Source organism: Pseudomonas sp. PGPPP1 (assembly GCF_002255865.1).
In the GTDB taxonomy this organism is placed as follows: domain Bacteria; phylum Pseudomonadota; class Gammaproteobacteria; order Pseudomonadales; family Pseudomonadaceae; genus Aquipseudomonas; species Aquipseudomonas cremoris.
In genome coordinates this window covers 76908-98033 of record NZ_NKIG01000013.1, presented here as the reverse complement: position 1 = coordinate 98033, position 21126 = coordinate 76908, and the positions used below count along the sequence as shown (strand labels likewise).

The 21126-nt window shown below is 61.0% G+C and carries 15 protein-coding genes; 5 read left to right on the top strand and 10 right to left on the bottom strand.

Annotation, left to right across the window (positions count from 1 at the left end):
* Window positions 1–14: 14 nt before the first annotated feature.
* The 8 genes from CFE47_RS16100 to CFE47_RS16065 form a co-directional block, all read right to left on the bottom strand.
* Entirely contained in the window at window positions 15–2501 is a 2487-nt protein-coding gene (locus tag CFE47_RS16100; protein ID WP_286838413.1) for a fimbria/pilus outer membrane usher protein, read from the bottom strand.
* A gap of 85 nt (window positions 2502–2586) precedes the next feature.
* Window positions 2587–3330, bottom strand: coding sequence for a fimbrial biogenesis chaperone (locus CFE47_RS16095; protein WP_286838412.1), 744 nt, complete (start codon window positions 3328–3330; stop codon window positions 2587–2589).
* A 60-nt stretch (window positions 3331–3390) separates the two neighbouring features.
* A complete protein-coding gene (locus CFE47_RS16090; RefSeq protein WP_286838410.1) occupies window positions 3391–3981 on the bottom strand; it encodes a fimbrial protein in 591 nt (196 codons plus the stop codon).
* Between the two features lie 82 nt (window positions 3982–4063).
* Window positions 4064–4708 carry a response regulator gene (locus tag CFE47_RS16085; RefSeq protein ID WP_286838407.1) on the bottom strand — a complete coding sequence of 215 codons (645 nt, stop codon included), beginning with the start codon at window positions 4706–4708 and terminating at the stop codon, window positions 4064–4066.
* A gap of 22 nt (window positions 4709–4730) precedes the next feature.
* Window positions 4731–7889, bottom strand: a complete 3159-nt coding sequence (locus tag CFE47_RS16080; protein ID WP_286838405.1) for a hybrid sensor histidine kinase/response regulator — start codon at window positions 7887–7889, stop codon at window positions 4731–4733.
* Between the two features lie 51 nt (window positions 7890–7940).
* Window positions 7941–9128, bottom strand: a complete 1188-nt coding sequence (gene pvrR / locus CFE47_RS16075; protein WP_286838403.1) for a response regulator cyclic di-GMP phosphodiesterase PvrR — start codon at window positions 9126–9128, stop codon at window positions 7941–7943.
* A complete protein-coding gene (locus CFE47_RS16070) occupies window positions 9115–11907 on the bottom strand; it encodes an ATP-binding protein (RefSeq protein WP_286838401.1) in 2793 nt (930 codons plus the stop codon). The genes pvrR and CFE47_RS16070 overlap by 14 nt, the downstream gene beginning before the upstream one ends.
* A gap of 54 nt (window positions 11908–11961) precedes the next feature.
* A complete protein-coding gene (locus CFE47_RS16065; RefSeq protein ID WP_286838399.1) occupies window positions 11962–12912 on the bottom strand; it encodes a fimbrial protein in 951 nt (316 codons plus the stop codon).
* Window positions 12913–13112: 200 nt separating this feature from the next.
* On the opposite strand from CFE47_RS16065, the gene CFE47_RS16060 reads away from it, so the two are divergent.
* From CFE47_RS16060 to CFE47_RS16045, 4 genes are read left to right on the top strand one after another with little or no spacing between them, the layout of a single operon-like run.
* The gene (locus tag CFE47_RS16060) at window positions 13113–13583 is read left to right on the top strand and encodes a MarR family winged helix-turn-helix transcriptional regulator (RefSeq protein WP_185706493.1); all 471 of its coding nucleotides are present in this window, start codon (window positions 13113–13115) and stop codon (window positions 13581–13583) included.
* Window positions 13583–15034 (top strand): efflux transporter outer membrane subunit, encoded by a 1452-nt coding sequence (locus CFE47_RS16055; protein WP_286838504.1) that lies wholly within the window; start codon window positions 13583–13585, stop codon window positions 15032–15034. Before CFE47_RS16060 ends, CFE47_RS16055 begins: the two co-directional genes overlap by 1 nt.
* Window positions 15035–15049: 15 nt before the next feature.
* On the top strand, window positions 15050–16243 hold the full coding sequence (locus CFE47_RS16050) for an HlyD family secretion protein (RefSeq protein ID WP_286838398.1): 1194 nt from the start codon (window positions 15050–15052) through the stop codon (window positions 16241–16243).
* Window positions 16243–17772, top strand: a complete 1530-nt coding sequence (locus CFE47_RS16045) for a DHA2 family efflux MFS transporter permease subunit (protein ID WP_185706497.1) — start codon at window positions 16243–16245, stop codon at window positions 17770–17772. Before CFE47_RS16050 ends, CFE47_RS16045 begins: the two co-directional genes overlap by 1 nt.
* A gap of 138 nt (window positions 17773–17910) precedes the next feature.
* On the opposite strand, the gene lpxH is transcribed toward CFE47_RS16045, so the two are convergent.
* Window positions 17911–18660, bottom strand: coding sequence for a UDP-2,3-diacylglucosamine diphosphatase (gene lpxH / locus CFE47_RS16040; protein ID WP_286838396.1), 750 nt, complete (start codon window positions 18658–18660; stop codon window positions 17911–17913).
* Window positions 18657–19160, bottom strand: coding sequence for a peptidylprolyl isomerase (locus CFE47_RS16035; protein ID WP_016977438.1), 504 nt, complete (start codon window positions 19158–19160; stop codon window positions 18657–18659). The genes lpxH and CFE47_RS16035 overlap by 4 nt, the downstream gene beginning before the upstream one ends.
* A 260-nt stretch (window positions 19161–19420) precedes the next feature.
* On the opposite strand from CFE47_RS16035, the gene CFE47_RS16030 reads away from it, so the two are divergent.
* Entirely contained in the window at window positions 19421–21121 is a 1701-nt protein-coding gene (locus CFE47_RS16030) for a glutamine--tRNA ligase/YqeY domain fusion protein (protein ID WP_286838393.1), read from the top strand.
* The last annotated feature ends 5 nt before the right edge of the window (window positions 21122–21126 follow it).

Here is a 21126-nt window from a genome sequence, read left to right as displayed (position 1 = left end):
GATCAGGGGTGTTTCTAGAGTTTGGGAGCGCATGTCAGCGCAACCCGCTCATAGTTCAGCGCCTTATTGCGTTCCCCCAGCGCATAGCTTGCCTCGCATTGCCGCTCGGCCCACTTGATGATCAGCGTGCCGGTGTCCTGCTCAACCAACGCCAGCGCCTTGCCGCTGGGGTCGGCAATGGCTACCTGCTTGCCTGCACGGTCTTCCAGTGAGGCGCCGAACGGAATCGGTTGGTGTTGGGCATCAAACAACTCGAACTGCACCCGTCGCCCGCTCTTGCTGGCATAGCGTGCCAACACCACTGCCCCGCGTCGCGGCACCACTTGCTGGGTGGCGTTATCAATCTCGATGTCGCCGCCCAGGTCACGCGTGTCCAGGCTGATCCAGTTAACTCGGTAGGGTTGCGCATTCGGCACCACTGCATAGCCGTTTCCGGCGGTCTTTGCCCCGCTGAAACTGCCGATCTTCACCCCCGACACGCCTTCGACCTGCGCCAGTGCAAACGTCTCGCCCACGGTCTGCCCCAGGTTGATACCGCCCGCGTGGGCCACCACCGATCCTGCCACGTTGAGGTTCTGTGTGTTGTACCCACGGCCCTGGCTGTAGCCGCCGCTGATGTCCATCACCGAGGTGCGGGTGCTGAGGTTGGCTGAACCGGTACTGCCGCCGGAGCTGCTATAGCCGCCTTGCAACGAGTAATAGGTGTCGCTGTTCTGCGTCAGGTAGCCGTTGATGCCCATTTGCGTGGTGTCATTGTCTTTTTGCGTACTGGCAGAAACGAACGCCCTTGGCGCGCGCGGCGCCGAGCCCAGCGGGAAGGACAATGACAGGTTGACCAGAGTGTCGTTGTTCGCCGGTCCATAGTTGCCCACATCCTTGGTGTAGGTGGCGCCAAGGTTGTAGCTGACGTCGCCCCAGTAGTTGCTGTAGCCCGCCGACAGGCTTTGTGAACCGCCGCGGCCCCAGTAACGCTGGTCACTGGCGTTGACGTACACGCTGCCAAACTGCTGGTTGCGGCCCAGGCTCTGGTTGACGGTCAGGTCGGTACGGGTTTTCGAGTTGCCCGTGCGCTTCTGGCCCTCGTTGCTCAACTCGTCGACATGGTCGCTCAAGGTGCGGTAGCCCTCGGTGGAATACCGATAGGCCGCCAGGGTGAAGTTGGTGTCAGTGCCGGTAAAGGTCTTGGCATACAGCGCGCGCAGGCTGTTACCCGTGACCTGCTGGCCAAAGGTGCGGCTCACGGAGTGAGTCATGTCCAGTGACACTGCGCCAATCACCGTGTTGCGCCCGGCTCCGACCGACAGCGCCTGGAAGTCTTGGGTGGCTTGCACCCCGACAATCCCCGACAAGTTGCTGCTCACGCCATACGCAAGGGTGCTGCTGACAAACTGCGGCTTCTTTTGTGTATCGCTATTGCTGTTGTATTGGCCGGCCGAGACGCTGTATTTCAACTGGCCTTCACGCACCATGATCGGCAGGCTGGAAAACGCCTGCACGGTCACCCGACGTTGGCCATTGGCTTCGATCACGGTGATCTCGAGGTCACCGTTGGAGCCGCTGGGGTAGATGTCGCTGATCTCGAACGGGCCCGGCGGTACGTTGGCGGTGTAGAGGATGTAGTTGTTCTGGCGAATTTCCACGGTGGCGCTGGACTGCGCAATGCCACGGACGATCGGCGCGTAGCCGCGTTCGCTGTCAGCGCGCATGCCGTCATCGGAAGCCAGCTTCAGGCCGCGATATCGCACGCTGTCGAACAGGTCCGCATCCGAGAAAATATCCCCGGCACTGAACTGGCCCTTCAACACGGTCACGTCATGTTGCAGGTAACTGCGGTTGCTTTTGAACGTGCTGGGGCTACCGGTGCTGCTGTTGAAGTTCGACTCGTTGCGCAGCCGCCACGCGCCCAGGTTAATGCCGTTGCGCAGGCCCAGGTTATTTGAAAGCGTCGTGTCGGCGTCGGTGCTGCTGCGGTTGCTGCTCAGTTGGTAATTGATAAATGCAGCGGGTACGCCTTCGTCCCACAGGGCCGGGTCGACATAACCGCGACGGCCGCGCGCCATGGCGCGTTGCGGCACGCTGACCAGCAGGCGCAGGCGCGGTATGTCGTAGCGCACGCTGGCATGCTCGATCAGTGCGGGCAGGTCCAGGCAGGCATTCGGGTCGGTGTCGACGAGCTTGCCGCTGGCCTGCAAGGCATCGGTATCGACCCCCAGTTGTTGCAACATTTCCAGGGTCAGGCAGGCTTCTATTCGACCGTTGCCGGGGTTGCGGCGAAAGTCGATATCGCGCCGGCCCACCAGGATCTCGTTGCCGTAGAGGTCGACCCGGTAATTACCCGGCACCACACTGCTGCTGGAGAGCAGGGCGTGCAGGTCGACGGAAGAGGCCGCACCTTGTAAAAAAGACGTGTTGAACTGTTCATCGCCTTCTGCCTGGCACACCGAACTGAAGCCCAAGGCAATCAATAACGGTGCCAATCCATCGCGCTTAAATACAAACATGCAGGAACCCTATATCACCTCCGATACGAACTAGCGGAGCGAAGAGAAATACAGTGAAAGTGCGGCTGCGTTAAACGCAGGCGCGTTATGGCGACTCTTTGTTCAAGCCGGCCCGAGTGGGCGCGCTATTGGAAAGTTGCGCGGTGTAACGGTCTTGTGCGCCGTAGTCATTGATGCTGCTGAACTTCAACTGCAACGCCTGGGTGGACTTGAGTTGCTTGAGCACAAACTCTTTTCGTTCACCGGGCGCAATCATCATCGAATCGAACGGGTGTTCACTGACGGCACCGGCCTGTAGCGTGATGTCGGCAATCGACACGTGATAAACCCCGGGGTTGCTGACCTTGAGCACGGGCTTGCCATCAAGTTCGGCCAACTGCCAGGCCAGTTCGGTCGGTGCCAGGTAAGCGTTGTTGTTCAGCCCCGCTGGGCGGAAGAACACCTTGATGCGCTGGCGCACGGCAAGCTGCAAGGTGTTCTGGGTTTTCGAGGCCTGGGGGATTTCCTGCACGTTGAGCCACACCACCGACTCGCGGTCAGTGGGCATGCCCGTGCCTTCGTAGATCACCCGCAACAGTTGCTGCTCATTGTCCCGGACCCTTGCCAACGGCGGGGTCACGGCAAAGGGCACCGTGCTGGCATCCGCGGTGTCGACCCAGGACTGGATCAACACGTCTTCTCCGCTGTTGCGCACGGTGATCCCAGCTTCTTTGTGTTGTCCATCGAACACCAGGCGTGTGCTACTCAACGAAATACCGGCTGTGGCCTGGCCGACCGCAAGCAAACCGAGCAGGCCTGCGCAGAAGGACAGTGAAGGGCGAAAAAACATAATGGCTACCGCTAGGATCGAGAGATGTGCGAGGCCCGCAGGCCCCGCATCGGGCTGGAGTTATTCGTACTGCAGGGTGAACGGCAGGGTCGCGTCGCCGCGTCCGGCCACGGCAGAGGCCGCGTCGACGGTGGTGACATAGGCGGCCGAGAATTTCAGCGTGGTGTTACTGTCCTGCAGAGTGTTCTCGATCTTCGCGGTGCTCGGCGAGCTCAGGTCGATCAACGCACCGTTGGCATCCAGCAGGGCGATACCCACGTTCTTGGCAGCGCCCAGACCGTCGATCAGCTTCAGCACTTTGGTGCCGGTGACGATGCCGGAACCCGCGCCCTTGGTCGGCTCGAAAATCATCGCCACCTTGGTGCCAGCGTTGCAGTTGATCTTCATGTCGAAGTTCTCGGCGCTCAGGGTGCCGTTGCCTTTCGGCGCGGTCGCGGTGCCCATGTCCTTGATCGACACTTCGCCCATGTTCACCGAGATGGTTTTGTTAGCCCCGATACCCTCGACGGAGCAGGCATCGTTGTTGATGGATCCGGTAAAGTTGATGGTGCCGCTGCCGGCCTTGGTCGGTGTTACCGGAGGGTCGGCGGCGAACGCAGTGCCGGCGGAGAAGATCGACAGGGCCAGAAGAGTGCGAGACAGCTTCTTCATGTTGTTTTCCTTGGTGGGGTTAAAACAACACGATAAGGCGCCGGTGATTAGTAGGACATCAGACGATCCCTAGAAGTGAGTGTTAGTTGAACAAGTTGCGCTCTATGCAATAAGCCAACAAGTCTTGGTCGCTGCTGACTTCCAACTTGCGCATGGCCGCGACTTTTTGTGTGCTGATGGTTTTGGCACTGCGGTTCAACCCGCGTGCAATGTCATTGACACTTTGTCCTGATACAAACAAACGCAGAATTTCGTGTTCCTTAGGGGACAGCCGAGTGAAGCGCTCGTCAAGATCGGACGATTCCAGTACCGAGGTCGGTTGCGTGCCCTTGCTGCGAACCGGACTGCCTCGGGCAATGGCCTTCAGCGCCGCCTGGATCTCGTTGTGCAGTTGGTTTTTCTGGATCACCGCGAGCACGCCCAGCTCCTGCAAGCGCGTGAGGATCAACGGGTTGGAGATCATCGTCAGTACCAGCACGCGCACGTGGGGAAAGTGTCGCACCAGATACTCCACGAGCTTGAGGCCGTCGCCGTAGGGCGAGTCCGCGGGCATGTTGAAGTCGGTGATCACCAAGTCCACGGCGGTGCTTTGCAGCAGCTCGATCAGTTCGTTGGAACACACGGCTTCGCCCACCACGCGAAAGCGTTCATCGCGCTCGACCAGTTCCCGTACCCCGACCAGCACGATGGGGTGATCGTCTGCAATGACAACGTTGAGGGTTTCCATCGGTTGATTATCCAGAGTGAGGTTATTCAAGAGTGTCGAGCAACGCGGTGAGTCGAGCGAGGGTCTGCCGTACGTCCAGAGCCAGGGCCGGGGTGACCGCCATGCCAGTCAGGCGCAGTTCAAGCTCGACAAAGGCACCAGCCATGTCAGCGACCTGTACCGCGCCCAAGGCTCCGGCCATGCTGTGCAGTTGCTGCGCCGCGCCATTGGCGTCCCGATTGTCTAGCGCGGTCAAGGTGGCCTGCACATCCTGACGCAGCGTCGTGACAAACAGCTCGCGCATTCTGGGCGACAACGGCGGCATGTCGACGACGGCAGGCACCTCGATCTTGCAGTGTTTTTCCAACTGCGTGCGCAGAGTGGCTAGGTTCAGCGGCTTGACCATCCAGGCATTCATACCGACGGCTGCACACTGTTGGCCTTCTTCGCGCAGGGCATTGGCGGTGATCCCGATGATCGGCAGTGCGGTGTCTTGTCGGCGCAGTGCCTCGGTCAACTGATAGCCATTCATCACCGGCATGTTCACGTCGGTCAGCACCAGGTCAAAGCGCCCTGGCACCCACTGCATCAGCGCCTGTTCGCCGTTGGCAGCCAATGTCACCGTGCAGCCCAGCGCTTCCAGTTGTTCCTTGATGATTGCGGCGTTGATCACGTTGTCTTCGGCCACCAACACCTGCAGGTTCAACGGCCGTGCTGTGGCGGGTAGTGCAGGGCGGTGACCGCGGGTGGCACCTTGCTGTGCCAGGTGGACGGCCCAGGCGATCGCACGGATATCGTCAGCGTCGACGGCCCAATCGGCACCGCTTGGCTGCGCCGGGTTCGGCCCGCCTGCCGTGGCGAGAATGCGTGTGCCGGACCAAGCCAGGTCGTGGCCCAGATCAACCAGCAACGCGCCGGGCGGCATGTCGTTCGAAAACGCGCGGCCATCGAGCCCCAACCGCTTGAGCCAATTGACCAGGTGATGCACCCGTTCAGGCACTTGAGCGCGTACATACACGGCAGGCATGCCGGGGCTGAAGACGGGGCAGTCTGCCAGCGCGCCGGGGGCGGGTTCCAGGGCGATTTGCAGGGTAAAACTGCTGCCCAGGCCGGGTTCGCTCACCACGTTCAATTGGCCTTGCATCAGCTCGCACAGCCATTTGCAAATCGCCAGGCCCAGGCCGGCACCGGCCTGGCTGGTGGCATCTTCGGCCTGGTAGAACGGGTCGAACAGCTGTTGTTGCTGCGCCTGGGAAATGCCCACGCCCGAATCACTGACCTGCCAGTGCAGGCTCACCCGGCCCTCGGTATTGTCCAGGACGCGCAGGCGCAACACGACGTGGCCGTTATCGGTGAACTTGATCGCATTGCTCAGCAGGTTATTGAGGATCTGGCGGATGCGCAGTGGGTCACCGCGCAGCCGATCCGGCAGGCCTGCGTCGATACAGGCATACAGTTGCAAGCCCTTTGACCGGGCAAAGGCGCTGTAGGTACGCACACTGTCTTCGGTCAGTTCCAGCGGGCAGAACTCCTGGAGTTCGAGCGTCATCTGCCCGGCCTCGATCTTCGACACGTCCAGCACATCACTGATCAGTTGGAACAGGGTGGTGGAGGAGCGTTGGATGGTCTGCAGGTAATCCTGCTGACGCGGCGCGAGGGGCGTCAGGCCGAGTAGCTCCAACGTCCCAAGTACACCGTACAGCGGCGTGCGGATTTCATGGCTCATGGTCGCGAGAAAACGGCTCTTGGCCTGGTTCGCCGAGTCGGCAGCCTGGCGTGCGTCTTCCAGGGCGGCAGCGTCTTCAATATGCCGGGTCACGTCATGCATCGCGCACAGCCAAGCGTCCTGGCCCTGGTAGCGGGTGGGCAGGAAGGCGACATGCAAGTGACGGCCATCGCTCTCAAGGTCGGCCTGGCCGGGTGCAGTCGAGTGCTGTTGTTTGAGTAGGTCGAACAGCGGGCGCGCGTCTTGCCACTGCTGGGCGCGCTGGTTCTGCAAGAGCACGCGATGATCGCTGCGACGAATTACGCACAGGCCGGTGGGCGCGGTGTCGATGACGGCGCGGCTGAACGCTTCGCTTTCGGCGATGCTGGCATGGGCTTGATGGGCGGGCAGTACCACCCGCGCCCTGTACCAACGATTGAAAACGCGACCGCTGCCGAGTATCGCCAGCACCAGCGCCACCAGGCAGAGCAATGGCCACAGTGCGTAGTCGAGAAAACGTTGCAGGCTGATCACATAGATCGCCGTCCAGTGGTGTTCGCCCTGGCTGGTGAGCTTGAACACCAGGCCGTCGCGGTTGAAGTTCACGCCTTCCTGCAGTGCTTGGCCGGGTTTCACGGCACCTGTCAGGACTACGCCACCGGGGGTGATCAACGTGAAGTCGTCGTAGATCGACCATTGCATCAGCCGCTCGATGTTATTGACCTTGGACAGGTCCAGCAGCGAAGCCACCACCACCCAAGTGTTGGCGCCGTCGATGGTCAGCGCGGTCGACGCCAGGTTGATATCGACATAGCCCAACAGCATGGGGGCGTCCTTGCCATCGGGGGCGGTGTCATAGGGTTCCCAGTGCACGAGGTGATCCGTGAGTGATGCGTTCTGTACACGCAGGCGCTCATTCAATTGGGTCATCACGTCTACCAGCACGCCGATGTGCACGTGGCCGCCATCACGCAGTCGGCCAGTGGCGGGCACGCTGATGTCGAAATTATCCGGCCCGTTGACCACCACCACCTGCGGGGCCTGGTAATGGGACGCTGCCCAGAACGCGCTGTAGTACGCCGACAGGTAGGTGCCCAGGGCGAAGACTTTGGGGTATTGGTACGTGCTGATTTTGTCGGGGTTGATTTTCAGGCTGTAGGGCAAGGAGAACGGCAACCCACGGCCTTCATAAATATTCGGGCCTTCTTCAGGCAGCGGCTTTTGCATAAACGGCGGCAGCAGGGCGGAGGGGTTGAATTCGCCCTTGGTGCTTCCTTTTGAGATATCGCCGAGAAAGGCTTCCTGTTCGCGGATGTTTTCCATCAGCCGGGCGAAGTGAAACTGCAAGGTGTCGCGCTGCTCATCGACCATGCGCAGCACCCCCAGGTAGCTGATGCCCAGCAACAGCAGCACCAACGCGCCCAGCACCAGCAAGCCTTTATTCAGGCGCAGCGAACTGCTGGTGAGTTTCTCCAGAAAGGCGTTGGGGTGATGCATGACGCGGTGACCTCGCAAGCAAGCGGTGTTCGTTCACACCCGGCCAGCGGGTCAATAGGCACTCGCCGGCCCGTCCTGGGTCAGCAAGTACTGGAACTGATCCGAAGACACGGCGTGGGAGATCAGGAAACCTTGGACCTGAGTGCAGTCGATCTTACGCAACAGCGCAAGTTCTTGCGCGGTTTCCACCCCTTCGGCCACTACGGTCAAACCGAGCTGGCGGCCGAGGCTGACGATACTGGTCAGCGCCTGGGCCAATTCTTCGTTGGCGTTGCAGCCTTGCACCAGTGCCCGGTCGATCTTCAATTCGGTGAAAGGCGCCGACACCAGGTTCATGTACGAGCTGTAGCCCTTGCCGAAATCATCCTGGGACAAACCGAAGCCCTTGATCCGCAAGCGGCACGCCCCGGCGTAGAAGTTGCTGATGTCGTCGGGCACTGAGCACTCCATCAACTCGAAACAGATACGCGCGGGCAACCCCTGGTGCTTCAACACGAAGGCGAGGATACGGTCGGGCAGGTCGTGGCTGTTGAGCAAGTGCGTGGGCAGGTTCACCGATACCGGGATGTCATAGCCTTGTTGGCGCCATGCGGACTGGGCCGCCATCGCCTGTTTCAGCACGCACCACAGCAAGCGCTCCTCCAGCCCGCAGGCGATCAGCGCCGGCAGGAACGCACCGGGGAGCAACGTGCCATGTTCGGGGTGTACCCAGCGCACCAAGGCTTCGGCGGCGACGATGCGGCCATTGCTCAAGGCTTTCTTGGGCTGGAACCAGGCTTGCAGGGCGTCGTTATCCAGTGCCGTCACAATCGCCTGGCGGTCGATGCCGGGATGGCTGTCGACCAGAGCGACCTGGCGCAATGCCTGCAGTTGATCGGTCAGGCAACGCAGTGCGGCGGCATTCACCGGTTTGGAAATCAGCCCGATGACCTTTACCTGCAGGTTGCTGGCCACCAGGCTTGCGCCCATCAACATGCGCCGTGACGCGGCGCTCATGATTGCCAGGGCAGGGCGCGAAGGGTGCGCCGCGAGACCCTGGATAAATTGCACGCCGTCCATGCCCGGCATCAGCAGGTCGGTGAGCACCAGGTCAAAGTCCCGGTGTTTCAGGCAGGCCAGCGCTTCTTCGCCGTCCCTGGCGCACACCAGATCGAAATCCCCCAGCTCGTTGAACAGGTTCTGCAAATACACATGCTGAAAGGGGTGGTCTTCGACAATCAAAATGCTACAGGGCTTCATGGGTGACTCGTTCGTAGGGAGCCAGGACAGTGAACAAGGCTCGTAGCGTGAAGGGTTTGACCAGGCAGTGATCCATGCCGGCCGCCAGACACAAGGCATCTTCACCGCGCAGGGCGTTGGCGGTGGCGCCGATGATCGGGAGAGTGCAGCCCTGGCGTCGTAGGGCCTCGGCCAGTTCGTAGCCATTGAGACGGGGCATGTTGACGTCGCTGAGGACAATATCGAAGGTGCCGTCGTGCCAGCGCGACAAGGCGTCTTCGCCGTCACCGGCCAATTCCACCGTGCAGCCGAGCTCTTCGAGTTGGTCGCGCAGGATCAACTGATTGATGACGTTGTCTTCGGCCACCAGGATATGCAAGTGCAAGGGGCGCAGGTCGCGCAGTTCAAAGCGCTCCTGAGGCTGGGCCACTTGCCCGCCTTGGGCATGGTGTACTGCCTGTTGGATGGCGTTCAGGTCGTTGAGGTTGACCTGCCAGCTGTCGCCGCTGAGCTGTGGCGCGTGGGCGCCGTTGCAACTGGCAAGTACCCGCGGTCCCTGCCAGCTCAGGTCGATGCGGCGTTCGACCAGTTCCAGCAGTACAGACGACGTGGACAGGCCGGTACTGGACGGCAGGCCGACTTGCGCGCGGGCGCCCCAGCGCCGCAGCCACCCGCAAAGGCTGTCGGCCAGCTCAGGGATAGGCGAGAGCACGTAGACGGTGTCCGGCGCCAACGTCGGCAGGCTCGGCAACGGACGGCCGCACGGTTGTTCCAGCGGCACGGTCAAGGAAAAACTGCTGCCCAGGCCCGGCTCGCTGACCAGGCGCAGGTTGCCGTTCATCAAGTGGGTCAAGCGCAGGCAGATGGGCAGGCCCAGGCCGGTGCCGGCGACGACATTGGTGTTGCCTTCGGTCTGGTAGAACGGCTCGAAAATAGCCGCTTGGTCGTGATGGGCAATGCCTTTGCCGGTGTCCGAGACCTGCCATTGCAGGCATACCCGTTCGCCTTCGCGGCTCAGCGCCTTGACCCGCAGCACCACGCGCCCGGAGTCGGTGAACTTGACCGCGTTGCTCAGCAGGTTGTTGAGGATCTGGCGAACGCGGCTGGCATCGCCGATCAAGCGTTGCGGCAGGTGCGGGTCGAGACAGGCGTACAGCTGCAAACCCTTGCTCTGCGCCGCTGCTGCGTAGCCCTGCACCACTTCCTGCACCAGGGTTGGCACGCAGAACTCGCTCAACTCCAGGGCCAGTTGCCCGGCTTCGATCTTCGACACGTCCAGCACATCGCAAATCAATTGCAGCAAGGTGGCGGAGGACCCTTCGATGGCGTGCAGGTAGCTTTTCTGCTGGGCATCCAGGCGGGTGCGGCCGAGCAATTCCAGGGTGCCGAGCACGCCATACAACGGTGTGCGGATTTCGTGGCTCATGGTTGCCAGGAACAAGGTCTTGGCCTCATTGGCGGCATCGGCCGATTGGCGCGCCTGTTCCAGTGCCGCTTCGATTTGCGTGCGTGCACTGATGTCGCTGAAAGCACACAGCAGCACGTCTTCACCTTTGTAGCGGGTAGGCGCGCAACTCAGGTAAAGGTGGCGGCCGTCGGCGGCTTCGAAGTAATCGGTGAGGCATGGGGCGTCTGGGTCGAACGCATGGCGAATCCAGCCGGGGCCGAGGTGTGCGCCGCACTCACCGAGCCATTGCTGGGCGAGGGTGTTTTTCAGCACCACCGCGCCGTCGGTTCGCCGCAGCACGCACAGTGCCACGGGGGCGGTCTGGATCACGTCGCGGCTGAACAGCTCACTTTCCACCAGCGCCTGGATACGGTGGATCGCCGGGGTGATGAAGCGGTGCTCGAGGCGGCGAGTGAGCAGGCACACCAGGCTGATGCTCAGCAGGCAGAACGCCAATGCACCGAGCATCTGGGGCCAGAGCGCCGCCAGCACTGCGCGCAGGTCGATGGAGTAGGTGAGCTGCCAGTCCGACGACTTCAATTGTTTGCGCAACACCAATTGCTCGGGCAGCCAGCCGTCGCCGACAAAGCCGAAGAAGTCTTGCTGGTGCAGATGCGGCAGGTTTTGCCCGGGCGGCGGTTTGTGGCTGTTGCTGTTGCTGAACAATGGCATGCCTTGGGCATTGAACATGGTGAACTCGCCGGCGCTGTGGTCGCTCAAGGCGTTGGAGACTTCACGGTCATCCATCTCCAGGCCGAGCCAGCCGGAGTTCACGTCGCGTTCGTCCAGGCGGATGAAGATGTACAACTGCGAATGGTCGTCGGAGGCATGGGTCAGCCATAGCTCCTGCAAGGCGCCGGTAAGCTTGAGGGCTTCGAGTTGCTCCAGCAGGGCCAGGGGGAAGTCGCCGCTGACCGGGGTGGCGTTGTACAACCGCAGTACCTGGGCCTCGGGGCTGACATACAGCAGGTTCAGCTGCTTGGCCTTTAAATAGTCGCGCATGCGCTGGGTCAGCCAGATGCTCCACTGCTTGCCCGGGGTTTGCCCCAGCAGCAGGCGGATCTCTTCTTCGGACACCGGCAGGTTTGCGTCGGCCTTGCGTGTGGCCGACAGGCTGAGGCTTTCCAGCAAGGCTTCTCGGGTGGTGAAAAACGTATGGGCTTCTGCGATGGCGCTGCTCATGTAGCTGCGGCGTTGGGAGACTTCATTGTTGAAGGTAAACAGCAGGAAGCTGTACACGCCCCCCAGGATGCCCACCAGCAGCACCAACGCAAAAATGCGCAACAGGCGCCTTGCTGCATGGGGCGTGGACAGGACGGGGCTGATCTGATGAAGGTAGCTCTTTAGTCTCATCCGGGCACTCTATGGGCGGCCCGGCGTAGGGAAAATCAGACGATCCTTAATTTTTTACAGGTAGTTCACGATAAAGGTGACTTCGGTGTTGGCACTGCCGGCCTTGAGATCGCCGGTCGGCAGGCGGTAATACGCCGCGGACAAGGGGATCTTGAAACTAGTACCGGTGGTGGTGAAACCGTTGAAGGTGTAGTCAGTGCCGAATGCGACAGGTTGCCCGGTTTCGTTCATCAATTGCAGGCCGATGCCGGTGGCAGTGGAGCCGGCATTCAGCGCCACTACACCTTTTGTCGCGTCGATGACTGGTGTCGTGGCCTTGAGCGAATAGGTCACTTTTTTGATGCCGGTCTGGCACTGGTTCAAGCCGATGTTGAAGCGAATGGTCCGAGGGGTCGAGCCGGCATCGCGAAACTCCCAGAGCTGATAGTCGTCGCCCATGGCCACCGGTACGGACGGGGTTTGGCAGGACGCGGCGTTCAGCACGAGCGCGTTGGTCAGGTTGAACTTGGAGATGATCAGTTCGTCGTCTTTCAAGGTGGCCAGGTTGCCAGACGCAATCTTGACCTGTGAAGCCAGCGGCCCGGACTTGATGATTTCCAGCCGGACCGACCCCGCCTGAATGCCATAACCACCGGCCTTGAGGGTGAATGGCGCAGTCTCATAGCGACTCAGTGTGTCGATCCAGATCCGGAACGACAGCCCCGTCTTGCCCAGGGGGAAGGTCGACCCAGTGGTGACTGTGCCAAATACAGGGTTTATCACCATGCCGTATTGCGAGGCGGCACTGCAGCTCCAGCTGTTTTGAGCGGATTGCACGGTTTCCTGGTAAACCACCGTGCCGTCGGGTGTGTCAGCGGGAATTGTCAGGCTGCCGGTGGCCAGGCTTGCGCCGAAATTGAGGGTTTCATTGGTATTGACGCTGGCTGTGCAATTCGCGGCGAAGGCGGCGGGCGTGCCTATCAAAGTGAGCGCTGTGAGGCAGGTTAGCTGTTTCAAATAGGTCATGGGGAAAGGCGACAACGGTTGGCCAAGGGGTTATGAAGACTAATCGGCCGATGTGTTGTGGCCCATCAGGCAATCCCTAGAACGCCACCGCTCATCCGGCAATTAGCAAGCAAGCTAATTATTCCATTTGACATTCGCTGCCTAAGCAGTAACATCTGGTCATACTTTCACTGCCTAGGCAGTAATAAGGTGACTTCCAAATGAAACACTTCACCCCCGACAACTTCCACAACTGCCACCTCGGCCTGTTGCTGGGCCGCGCCGCATTGCTCAAAGACCGCATCATCGACACCCACATGGAGCCGTACGGCATCACCGCCGCGCAGTTCAAGGTGTTGGTGATCATGGCGCTCTACGGCATCGACACCCCGGCCGAGCTGTGTCGCCACCTGTCGCTGGACAGCGGCTCGATGACGCGCATGCTCGACCGCCTGGAGCAAAAGGGCCTGCTTGAGCGCCAACGCACCGCCCAGGACCGTCGCCAGGTTCAGCTCGTATTGACGGCCGAAGGCCAGAAACTCGCGGACACCTTGCCCCACGTCGGCACCGACGCCTTGAACCAATTGGCGGGCTCCCTGGAACCCGGCGAGCTGGAAGCCCTGGAACGGATTCTCAAGAAAATTCTGATAGCCGCAGGTGACTCGATCACGCTGTTGCGGGTAGGTAAATGATGAACACACGCGCACTTAGCCTCGTGTTGGTGGCCATGAGCATGGCCGGTTGCGCCAATTTCAGTGGTCTCGACACCCAGGGCCAGCGCCTTGATGCCAATACCCTGCAAACCGGCAAGTCGTTGAGCGGCGTAACCTTGTCGCAGGCTGCCTGGCCCACCGCCGACTGGTGGAAAAGCCTCGGCGACCCACAACTTGACGGCCTGATCCAGGAAGCCCTGCAGAACAGCCCCGACATGCAAGTGGCCAGCGCCCGTGCCCACCAGGCCGAAGCTGCGGCCTTTGCCGCCGACGCCGCGCGCATGCCGACCCTGGACGCCAGCGCCGGTATCAGCCGTTCGCGCCTGGCCAAGGACCAAGACCCGCTGGGGCAGGGCGATGCCTACGCCACCGTGCGTAACATCGGCGCCAGCTTCAATTACAACTTCGACCTGTGGGGTGGCCAGCGCGCCGCCTGGGAAGCCGCGCTGGGCCAGGCCCGCGCCGCCGAAGTCGACCAACAGGCCGCCCGCCTGACCCTGGCCGCCAACGTGGCCAAGGCCTACAGCGACCTGGGCCAGGCGCATATCGTGCGTGACCTGGCCAGCGATGACCTCAAGCGCACCCGCCAGATGCTCGACCTGGGCAAGCGTCGCTTGAGCTCGGGCATTGACAGCCAGTACCAGTACCAGCAGACCGAAAGCCTGGAAGCCAGCTCCCAGTCGCAATTGATCGACGCGGAAAAACAACTGTCGAGTGCCAAGATCGCCCTGGCCGTGTTGCTCGGCAAAGGCCCGGACCGTGGCAGCGAGTTGACCCGCCCCAACGTGCTCAAGCCTAGCGCCGTGGCCGTGCCTTCGGTGTTGCCTGCCGAACTGCTGGGTCGCCGCCCTGACCTGATCGCCGCCCGTTGGCGTGTCGAGGCCGCGAGCAAAAACGTGGCCGCGAGCAAGACCCGCTTCTACCCCAACCTCAACCTGAGCGCGAGCGCTGGGGCGGAGTCGTTGCTGGGGGATGCGATGTTCGGTTCGGCCAGCCGCTTCTTCAGTATTGCGCCGACCATTTCGCTGCCGATCTTCGACGGCGGTCGCCTGCGTGCTGACCTCGATGCGCGCGACGCCGACTACGACCTGGCCGTGGCCCAGTACAACAAAACCCTGGTGCAAGCCCTGGGCGATATTGGCAACACCCTTGCTCAGTTGCGCGACACCGGCCGGCAGATCCAGGCCCAGCAACATGCTGCCGACATTGCCCAGCAGTCCTACGACACCGGCGTGCAGCGCTACAGCTCCGGCATCGGTAACTACCTGGATGTGCTCAGCATCGAGCAGCAATTGCTGCAGGCCCAGCGTCAGCTGGCGACCTTGAATGCCGCGCAGATCGATCTGTCGATTCAATTGATGCAAGCCCTGGGTGGCGGGTTCAACGCCGCAAATGTGGCAGCGGCCACCCCAGCAACGCGTACGGAATAATTTGAGGTATTAGTCATGGCCACTGCCGACAGCAACGCCGCAACAGAAAAAGACACCAACCCACGCAAGCGCAAGGTCATGCTGATTGGCCTGGCGCTGATTGTCATCCTCGGCATCGTGGGCGTATGGGGCTGGTATGAGCTCTACGGGCGCTTCAGCGAAAGCACCGACGACGCCTACGTGAATGGCAACGTGGTGGAAATCACCCCGCTGGTCACCGGTACTGTGGTGAGCATCGGCGCCGACGATGGCGACCTGGTCCACGAAGGCCAGGTGCTGGTCAACTTCGACCCGAACGATGCGGCTGTCGGCCTGCAAAGTGCCCAGGCCAACCTGGCCCGCACCGTGCGCCAGGTGCGTGGTTTGTACAGCAACGTCGATGGCATGAAAGCCCAGGTATTGGCGCAACAAGCCAACGTGCAAAAGGCCCAGGACAACTACAACCGTCGTAAGAACCTTGCCGCCGGCGGCGCGATTTCCCAGGAAGAACTGTCCCACGCCCGTGACGACCTGACCTCGGCGCAAAACGCCCTGGCCAACGTGCAGCAGCAGTTCAAGACCAGCAGCGCGCTGGTGGATGACACCGTGATCTCGTCCCACCCGGACGTACAAGCCGCCGCAGCCCAATTGCGCCAGGCCTACCTGACCAATGCGCGCAGCACCTTGATCGCACCGGTCACCGGCTATGTGGCCAAACGCACCGTGCAGTTGGGCCAGCGCGTACAGCCAGGCACGGCCTTGATGGCCGTGATCCCGCTGGACCAACTGTGGATCGACGCCAACTTCAAGGAAACCCAGCTGCGCAATATGCGCATCGGCCAGCCAGTAGACATCGAGTCGGATATCTACGGCAGTGACGTCAAGTTCAGCGGCACCATCGACAGCCTTGGCGCCGGCACCGGCAGCGCGTTCGCCTTGCTGCCCGCGCAGAACGCCACCGGTAACTGGATCAAGATCGTGCAACGGGTACCGGTGCGCATCCACGTCAACGCCGACGAACTGGCCAAGCACCCACTGCGGGTAGGGCTGTCCACCGTGGTCAACGTCGACCTGCATGACCAGAGCGGCCCGGTGCTGGCGCAACAAGCGCCGCAAAAAGCCTCGTTCACCACCAACGTGTATGACCGCCAATTGGCCGAAGCCGACGCCATGATCACCCAGTTGATCCATGACAACAGCCTCGCCGCTCCCAAGGCTGTGCAACGCTAATGAGCAATAACGCCTCCTTCACGCCACCCAGCCTGTTGATGGCCACTATTGGCCTGTCGCTGGCGACCTTTATGCAGGTGCTCGACACCACCATCGCCAACGTGGCGTTGCCGACCATTTCCGGCAACCTCGGCGTGAGTTCGGAGCAGGGCACCTGGGTGATCACCTCGTTTGCGGTGAGCAACGCTATCGCCTTGCCGCTGACCGGTTGGCTGAGCCGCCGGTTTGGCGAGGTGAAGCTGTTCCTGTGGGCGACCATCCTGTTCGTTCTGGCCTCGTTCCTGTGCGGTATTTCCACGTCCATGCCCGAGCTGATCGGCTTTCGGGTGCTGCAAGGCTTGGTAGCGGGGCCGTTGTACCCGATGACCCAGACCTTGCTGATCGCGGTCTACCCACCCGCCAGGCGCGGCATGGCCCTGGCGTTATTGGCGATGGTCACGGTGGTCGCGCCTATTGCGGGGCCGATCCTCGGCGGTTGGATCACCGACAGCTACAGCTGGCCGTGGATCTTCTTCATCAACGTACCCATCGGCATTTTTGCGGTGATGGTGGTGCGTTCGCAGTTGAAGAAACGCCCGGTGGAAACCAGCTATCAGCCGATGGACTACGTCGGCCTGCTCAGCCTGATCGTCGGGGTGGGTGCCTTGCAGATCATCCTCGACAAGGGCAATGACCTGGACTGGTTCGAATCCAACTTCATCATCATTGGTGCGGCAATTTCGGTGATTGCCCTGGCGGTGTTCATCATCTGGGAGCTCACTGACAAGCACCCGGTGGTCAACCTGCGGCTGTTTGCTTATCGCAACTTCCGCATCGGTACCATCGTGTTGATCCTGGGGTATGCGGGCTTCTTCGGCATCAACCTGATCTTGCCGCAGTGGCTGCAAACCCAGATGGGCTACACCGCCACCTGGGCCGGGCTGGCGGTAGCGCCGATCGGTATCCTGCCGGTATTGATGTCGCCGTTCGTGGGCAAGTACGCGCACAAGTTCGACCTGCGCTTGCTGGCGGGCCTGGCGTTCCTGGCGATTGGCTTGAGCTGCTTCATGCGGGCCGGCTTTACCAATGAAGTGGACTTCCAGCATATCGCCCTGGTGCAGCTGTTCATGGGTATTGGCGTGGCGCTGTTCTTCATGCCCACCTTGACCATCCTGATGTCCGACCTGCCGCCGCACCAGATTGCCGACGGCGCTGGTTTGGCGACGTTCCTGCGGACCTTGGGCGGTAGCTTCGCGGCGTCCTTGACCACCTGGATCTGGATTCGCCGGGCTGACCAGCACCATGCGTACATGAGCGAGAACATGACCACCTACGACTCGGCGACTCGCGATGCGTTGCAGGCGCTGGGTGGGGCAGGGCACAAGGCCTACGCGCAACTGGACCAGATTCTCACCAGCCAGGCGTACATGATGTCCACCGTGGATTACTTCACGTTGCTGGGGTGGATGTTCATGGGGTTGATGTTGCTGGTGTGGTTGGCGAAGCCGCCGTTTACGGCGAAGGCGGGGCCAGCGGCTTCAGGCCACTGATCAACTAAGATTGGAATGCAATCCCCTGTGGGAGTTGGCTTGCCGGCGATAGCATCACCTCGGTCTATCAGATGTACCGAGGTGTCCGCATCGCAGGCAAGCCAGCTCCCACATTTTGATCAGTGTTGAGGCTGAGATTTAGGCGCCAGGCAACGCCAACTGCGGGTTCACAAAATCAAACGCCGCTAACTGAAACCCTTGCTCATCCACCTGCAACGCCCATCCTTGTTTGTCCCAGTCCCCCAGCACAATACGCTTGGCCGCTTGGTCGCCAATCTGCAGCTTATGAATGGCGGGGCGGTGGGTATGGCCGTGGACCAGAGTGCGCACGCCAAACTGTTGCATCACCCGTGGCACTTCCTCGGGGGTCACATCAACGATGTCGTTGGCCTTCATGCGCGTTTGCGCACGGCTCTCGCTGCGCAGCTTGCGCGCCAGTTTATGGCGGGTGCTGAGCGGCAGGTGTCGCAGGATAAACAGCACAATCGGGTTACGCAGGATGCGCCGCAGCTTCATATAGCCAACGTCGCGGGTGCAGAGGCTGTCGCCGTGCATCAACAGCACGGGTTCACCTGCCAACTGCACGACACTCGGGTCCTTGAGCAAGGTGGCACCTGCAGCTTTGCAGAACGCCTTGCCGATCAGGAAATCGCGGTTGCCATGCATGATGAAAATCGGGGTGCCGCTGTCGCTCAGTTCGCGCAGGGCTGCGCAAATCGAACGCTGAAAGGGTGTCATCCCATCGTCGCCAATCCAGGCTTCAAAAAAGTCCCCCAGAATGTACAACGCCTGGGCGCCACGGGCGCGGCCGTGGAGCAGATCCAGAAACGCCCGGGTGATGTCCGGGCGCTCCTCTTCCAGATGCAAGTCTGAAATCAGCAATATCACCCAACGATCTCGGCTTTCTCGACGATAACGTCTTCTACCGGAACGTCCTGGTGACCGGCTTTACCGGTGGTTTGCACGCCTTTGATCTTGTCGACGACGTCCTGGCCTTCGGTGACTTTACCGAATACCGCGTAGCCCCAACCCTGCACGTTCTTGCCGCTGTGGTTCAGGAAGGCGTTGTCGGCGACGTTGATGAAGAACTGCGCGGAGGCCGAATGCGGCTCCATGGTACGGGCCATGGCGACGGTGTACTTGTCGTTGGAAAGGCCGTTGTCCGCTTCGTTCTGGATGCTTGGGCGCTTGTCTTTCTTTTCTTTCATGCCAGGCTCAAAACCGCCGCCCTGGACCATGAAGTTGCCGATGACACGGTGGAAAACGGTGTTTTCGTAGTGGCCGGCGTTCACGTACTCGATGAAGTTGGCGACGGTGATCGGCGCTTTCTCGGCGTTCAGCTCGATGACGATGTCACCGTGGTTGGTGGTCAGTTTGACTTGAGTCATGGTCGTTTCTCTTTCAAGGAATTCGTGGGTGTGGACGCATGCAGCGCCTTACCGGTTTGGCGAAACTTGGGCCAAGGCGCGCAGTTTAGCGTGCCCAGCAGGAATTTCGAGGTGGTTTTTTATCGCGTTCGTCATTAAAGCAGTAATTAAAGCAGCAGTTTTTGGTCGCGACCTGTCAGTGTCTTGACCGCTTCGGCTATTATGAGCGCTTTGTTTTATCTGGCCCCAACCGGCCACGAACCTGTCTGTTCAAGGATCCTATGAGCAAGCCCACTGTCGACCCTACCTCGAACTCCAAGGCCGGACCTGCCGTCCCGGTCAATTTCCTGCGCCCGATCATCCAGGCGGACCTGGATTCGGGCAAGCACACGCAGATCGTCACCCGCTTCCCGCCAGAGCCCAACGGCTACCTGCACATCGGTCACGCCAAGTCGATCTGTGTGAACTTCGGCCTGGCCCAGGAGTTCGGTGGCGTCACGCACCTGCGTTTCGACGACACCAACCCGGCCAAGGAAGACCAGGAATACATCGACGCCATCGAAAGCGACGTGAAGTGGCTTGGCTTCGAATGGTCCGGTGAAGTGCGCTATGCCTCGCAATACTTCGACCAGTTGCACGACTGGGCCGTCGAGCTGATCAAGGCCGGCAAGGCCTACGTCGACGACCTGAGCCCGGAACAAGCCAAGGAATACCGCGGCAGCCTGACCGAGCCGGGCAAGAACAGCCCGTTCCGCGACCGCTCCGTAGAAGAGAACCTCGACTGGTTCGCCCGCATGCGTGCCGGTGAGTTCCCGGACGGTGCTCGCGTGCTGCGCGCCAAGATCGACATGGCCTCGCCGAACATGAACCTGCGCGACCCGATCATGTACCGCATTCGCCACGCCCATCACCACCAGACCGGTGACAAGTGGTGCATCTACCCGAACTACGACTTCACCCACGGTCAGTCGGACGCCATCGAAGGCATCACGCACTCCATTTGCACCTTGGAGTTCGAAAGCCATCGCCCGCTGTACGAATGGTTCCTCGAGCACCTGCCAGTGCCGGCGCAGCCGCGTCAGTACGAATTCAGCCGCCTGAACCTGAACTACACCATCACCAGCAAGCGCAAGCTCAAGCAACTGGTCGATGAAAAGCACGTGCATGGCTGGGACGACCCGCGCATGTCCACGCTGTCGGGCTTCCGTCGCCGTGGCTACACGCCTGCGTCGATCCGAAACTTCTGCGACATGGTCGGCACCAACCGTTCCGATGGCGTGGTGGATTTCGGCATGCTCGAATTCAGCATCCGCAACGACCTCGACCACAGCGCCCCACGCGCCATGTGCGTGCTGCGTCCGCTGAAAGTTGTGATCACCAACTACCCGGAAGACAAGGTCGACCACCTCGAACTGCCGCGTCATCCGCAAAAAGAAGAACTCGGCGTGCGCAAGCTGCCGTTCAGCCGTGAAATCTACATCGACCGCGATGACTTCATGGAAGAGCCGCCAAAAGGCTACAAGCGCCTGGAACCGGCGGGCGAAGTGCGCCTGCGCGGCAGCTACGTGATCCGTGCCGACGAAGCGATCAAGGACGCCGATGGCAACATCATCGAACTGCGTTGCTCCTACGACCCGGAAACCCTGGGCAAGAACCCGGAAGGCCGCAAGGTCAAAGGCGTGATCCACTGGGTGCCGGCTGCGGCCAGCATCGAGTGCGAAGTGCGCTTGTACGATCGCCTGTTCCGCTCGCCGAACCCTGAGAAGGCCGAAGACAGCGCGAGCTTCCTCGACAACATCAACCCTGACTCCCTGCAAGTTCTCACTGGTTGTCGTGCCGAACCCTCGTTGGGCGACGCACAGCCGGAAGACCGTTTCCAGTTCGAGCGCGAAGGTTACTTCTGCGCGGATATCAAGGACTCGAAACCAGGTAAACCGGTATTCAACCGTACCGTGACCTTGCGTGATTCGTGGGGCCAGTGATTAGT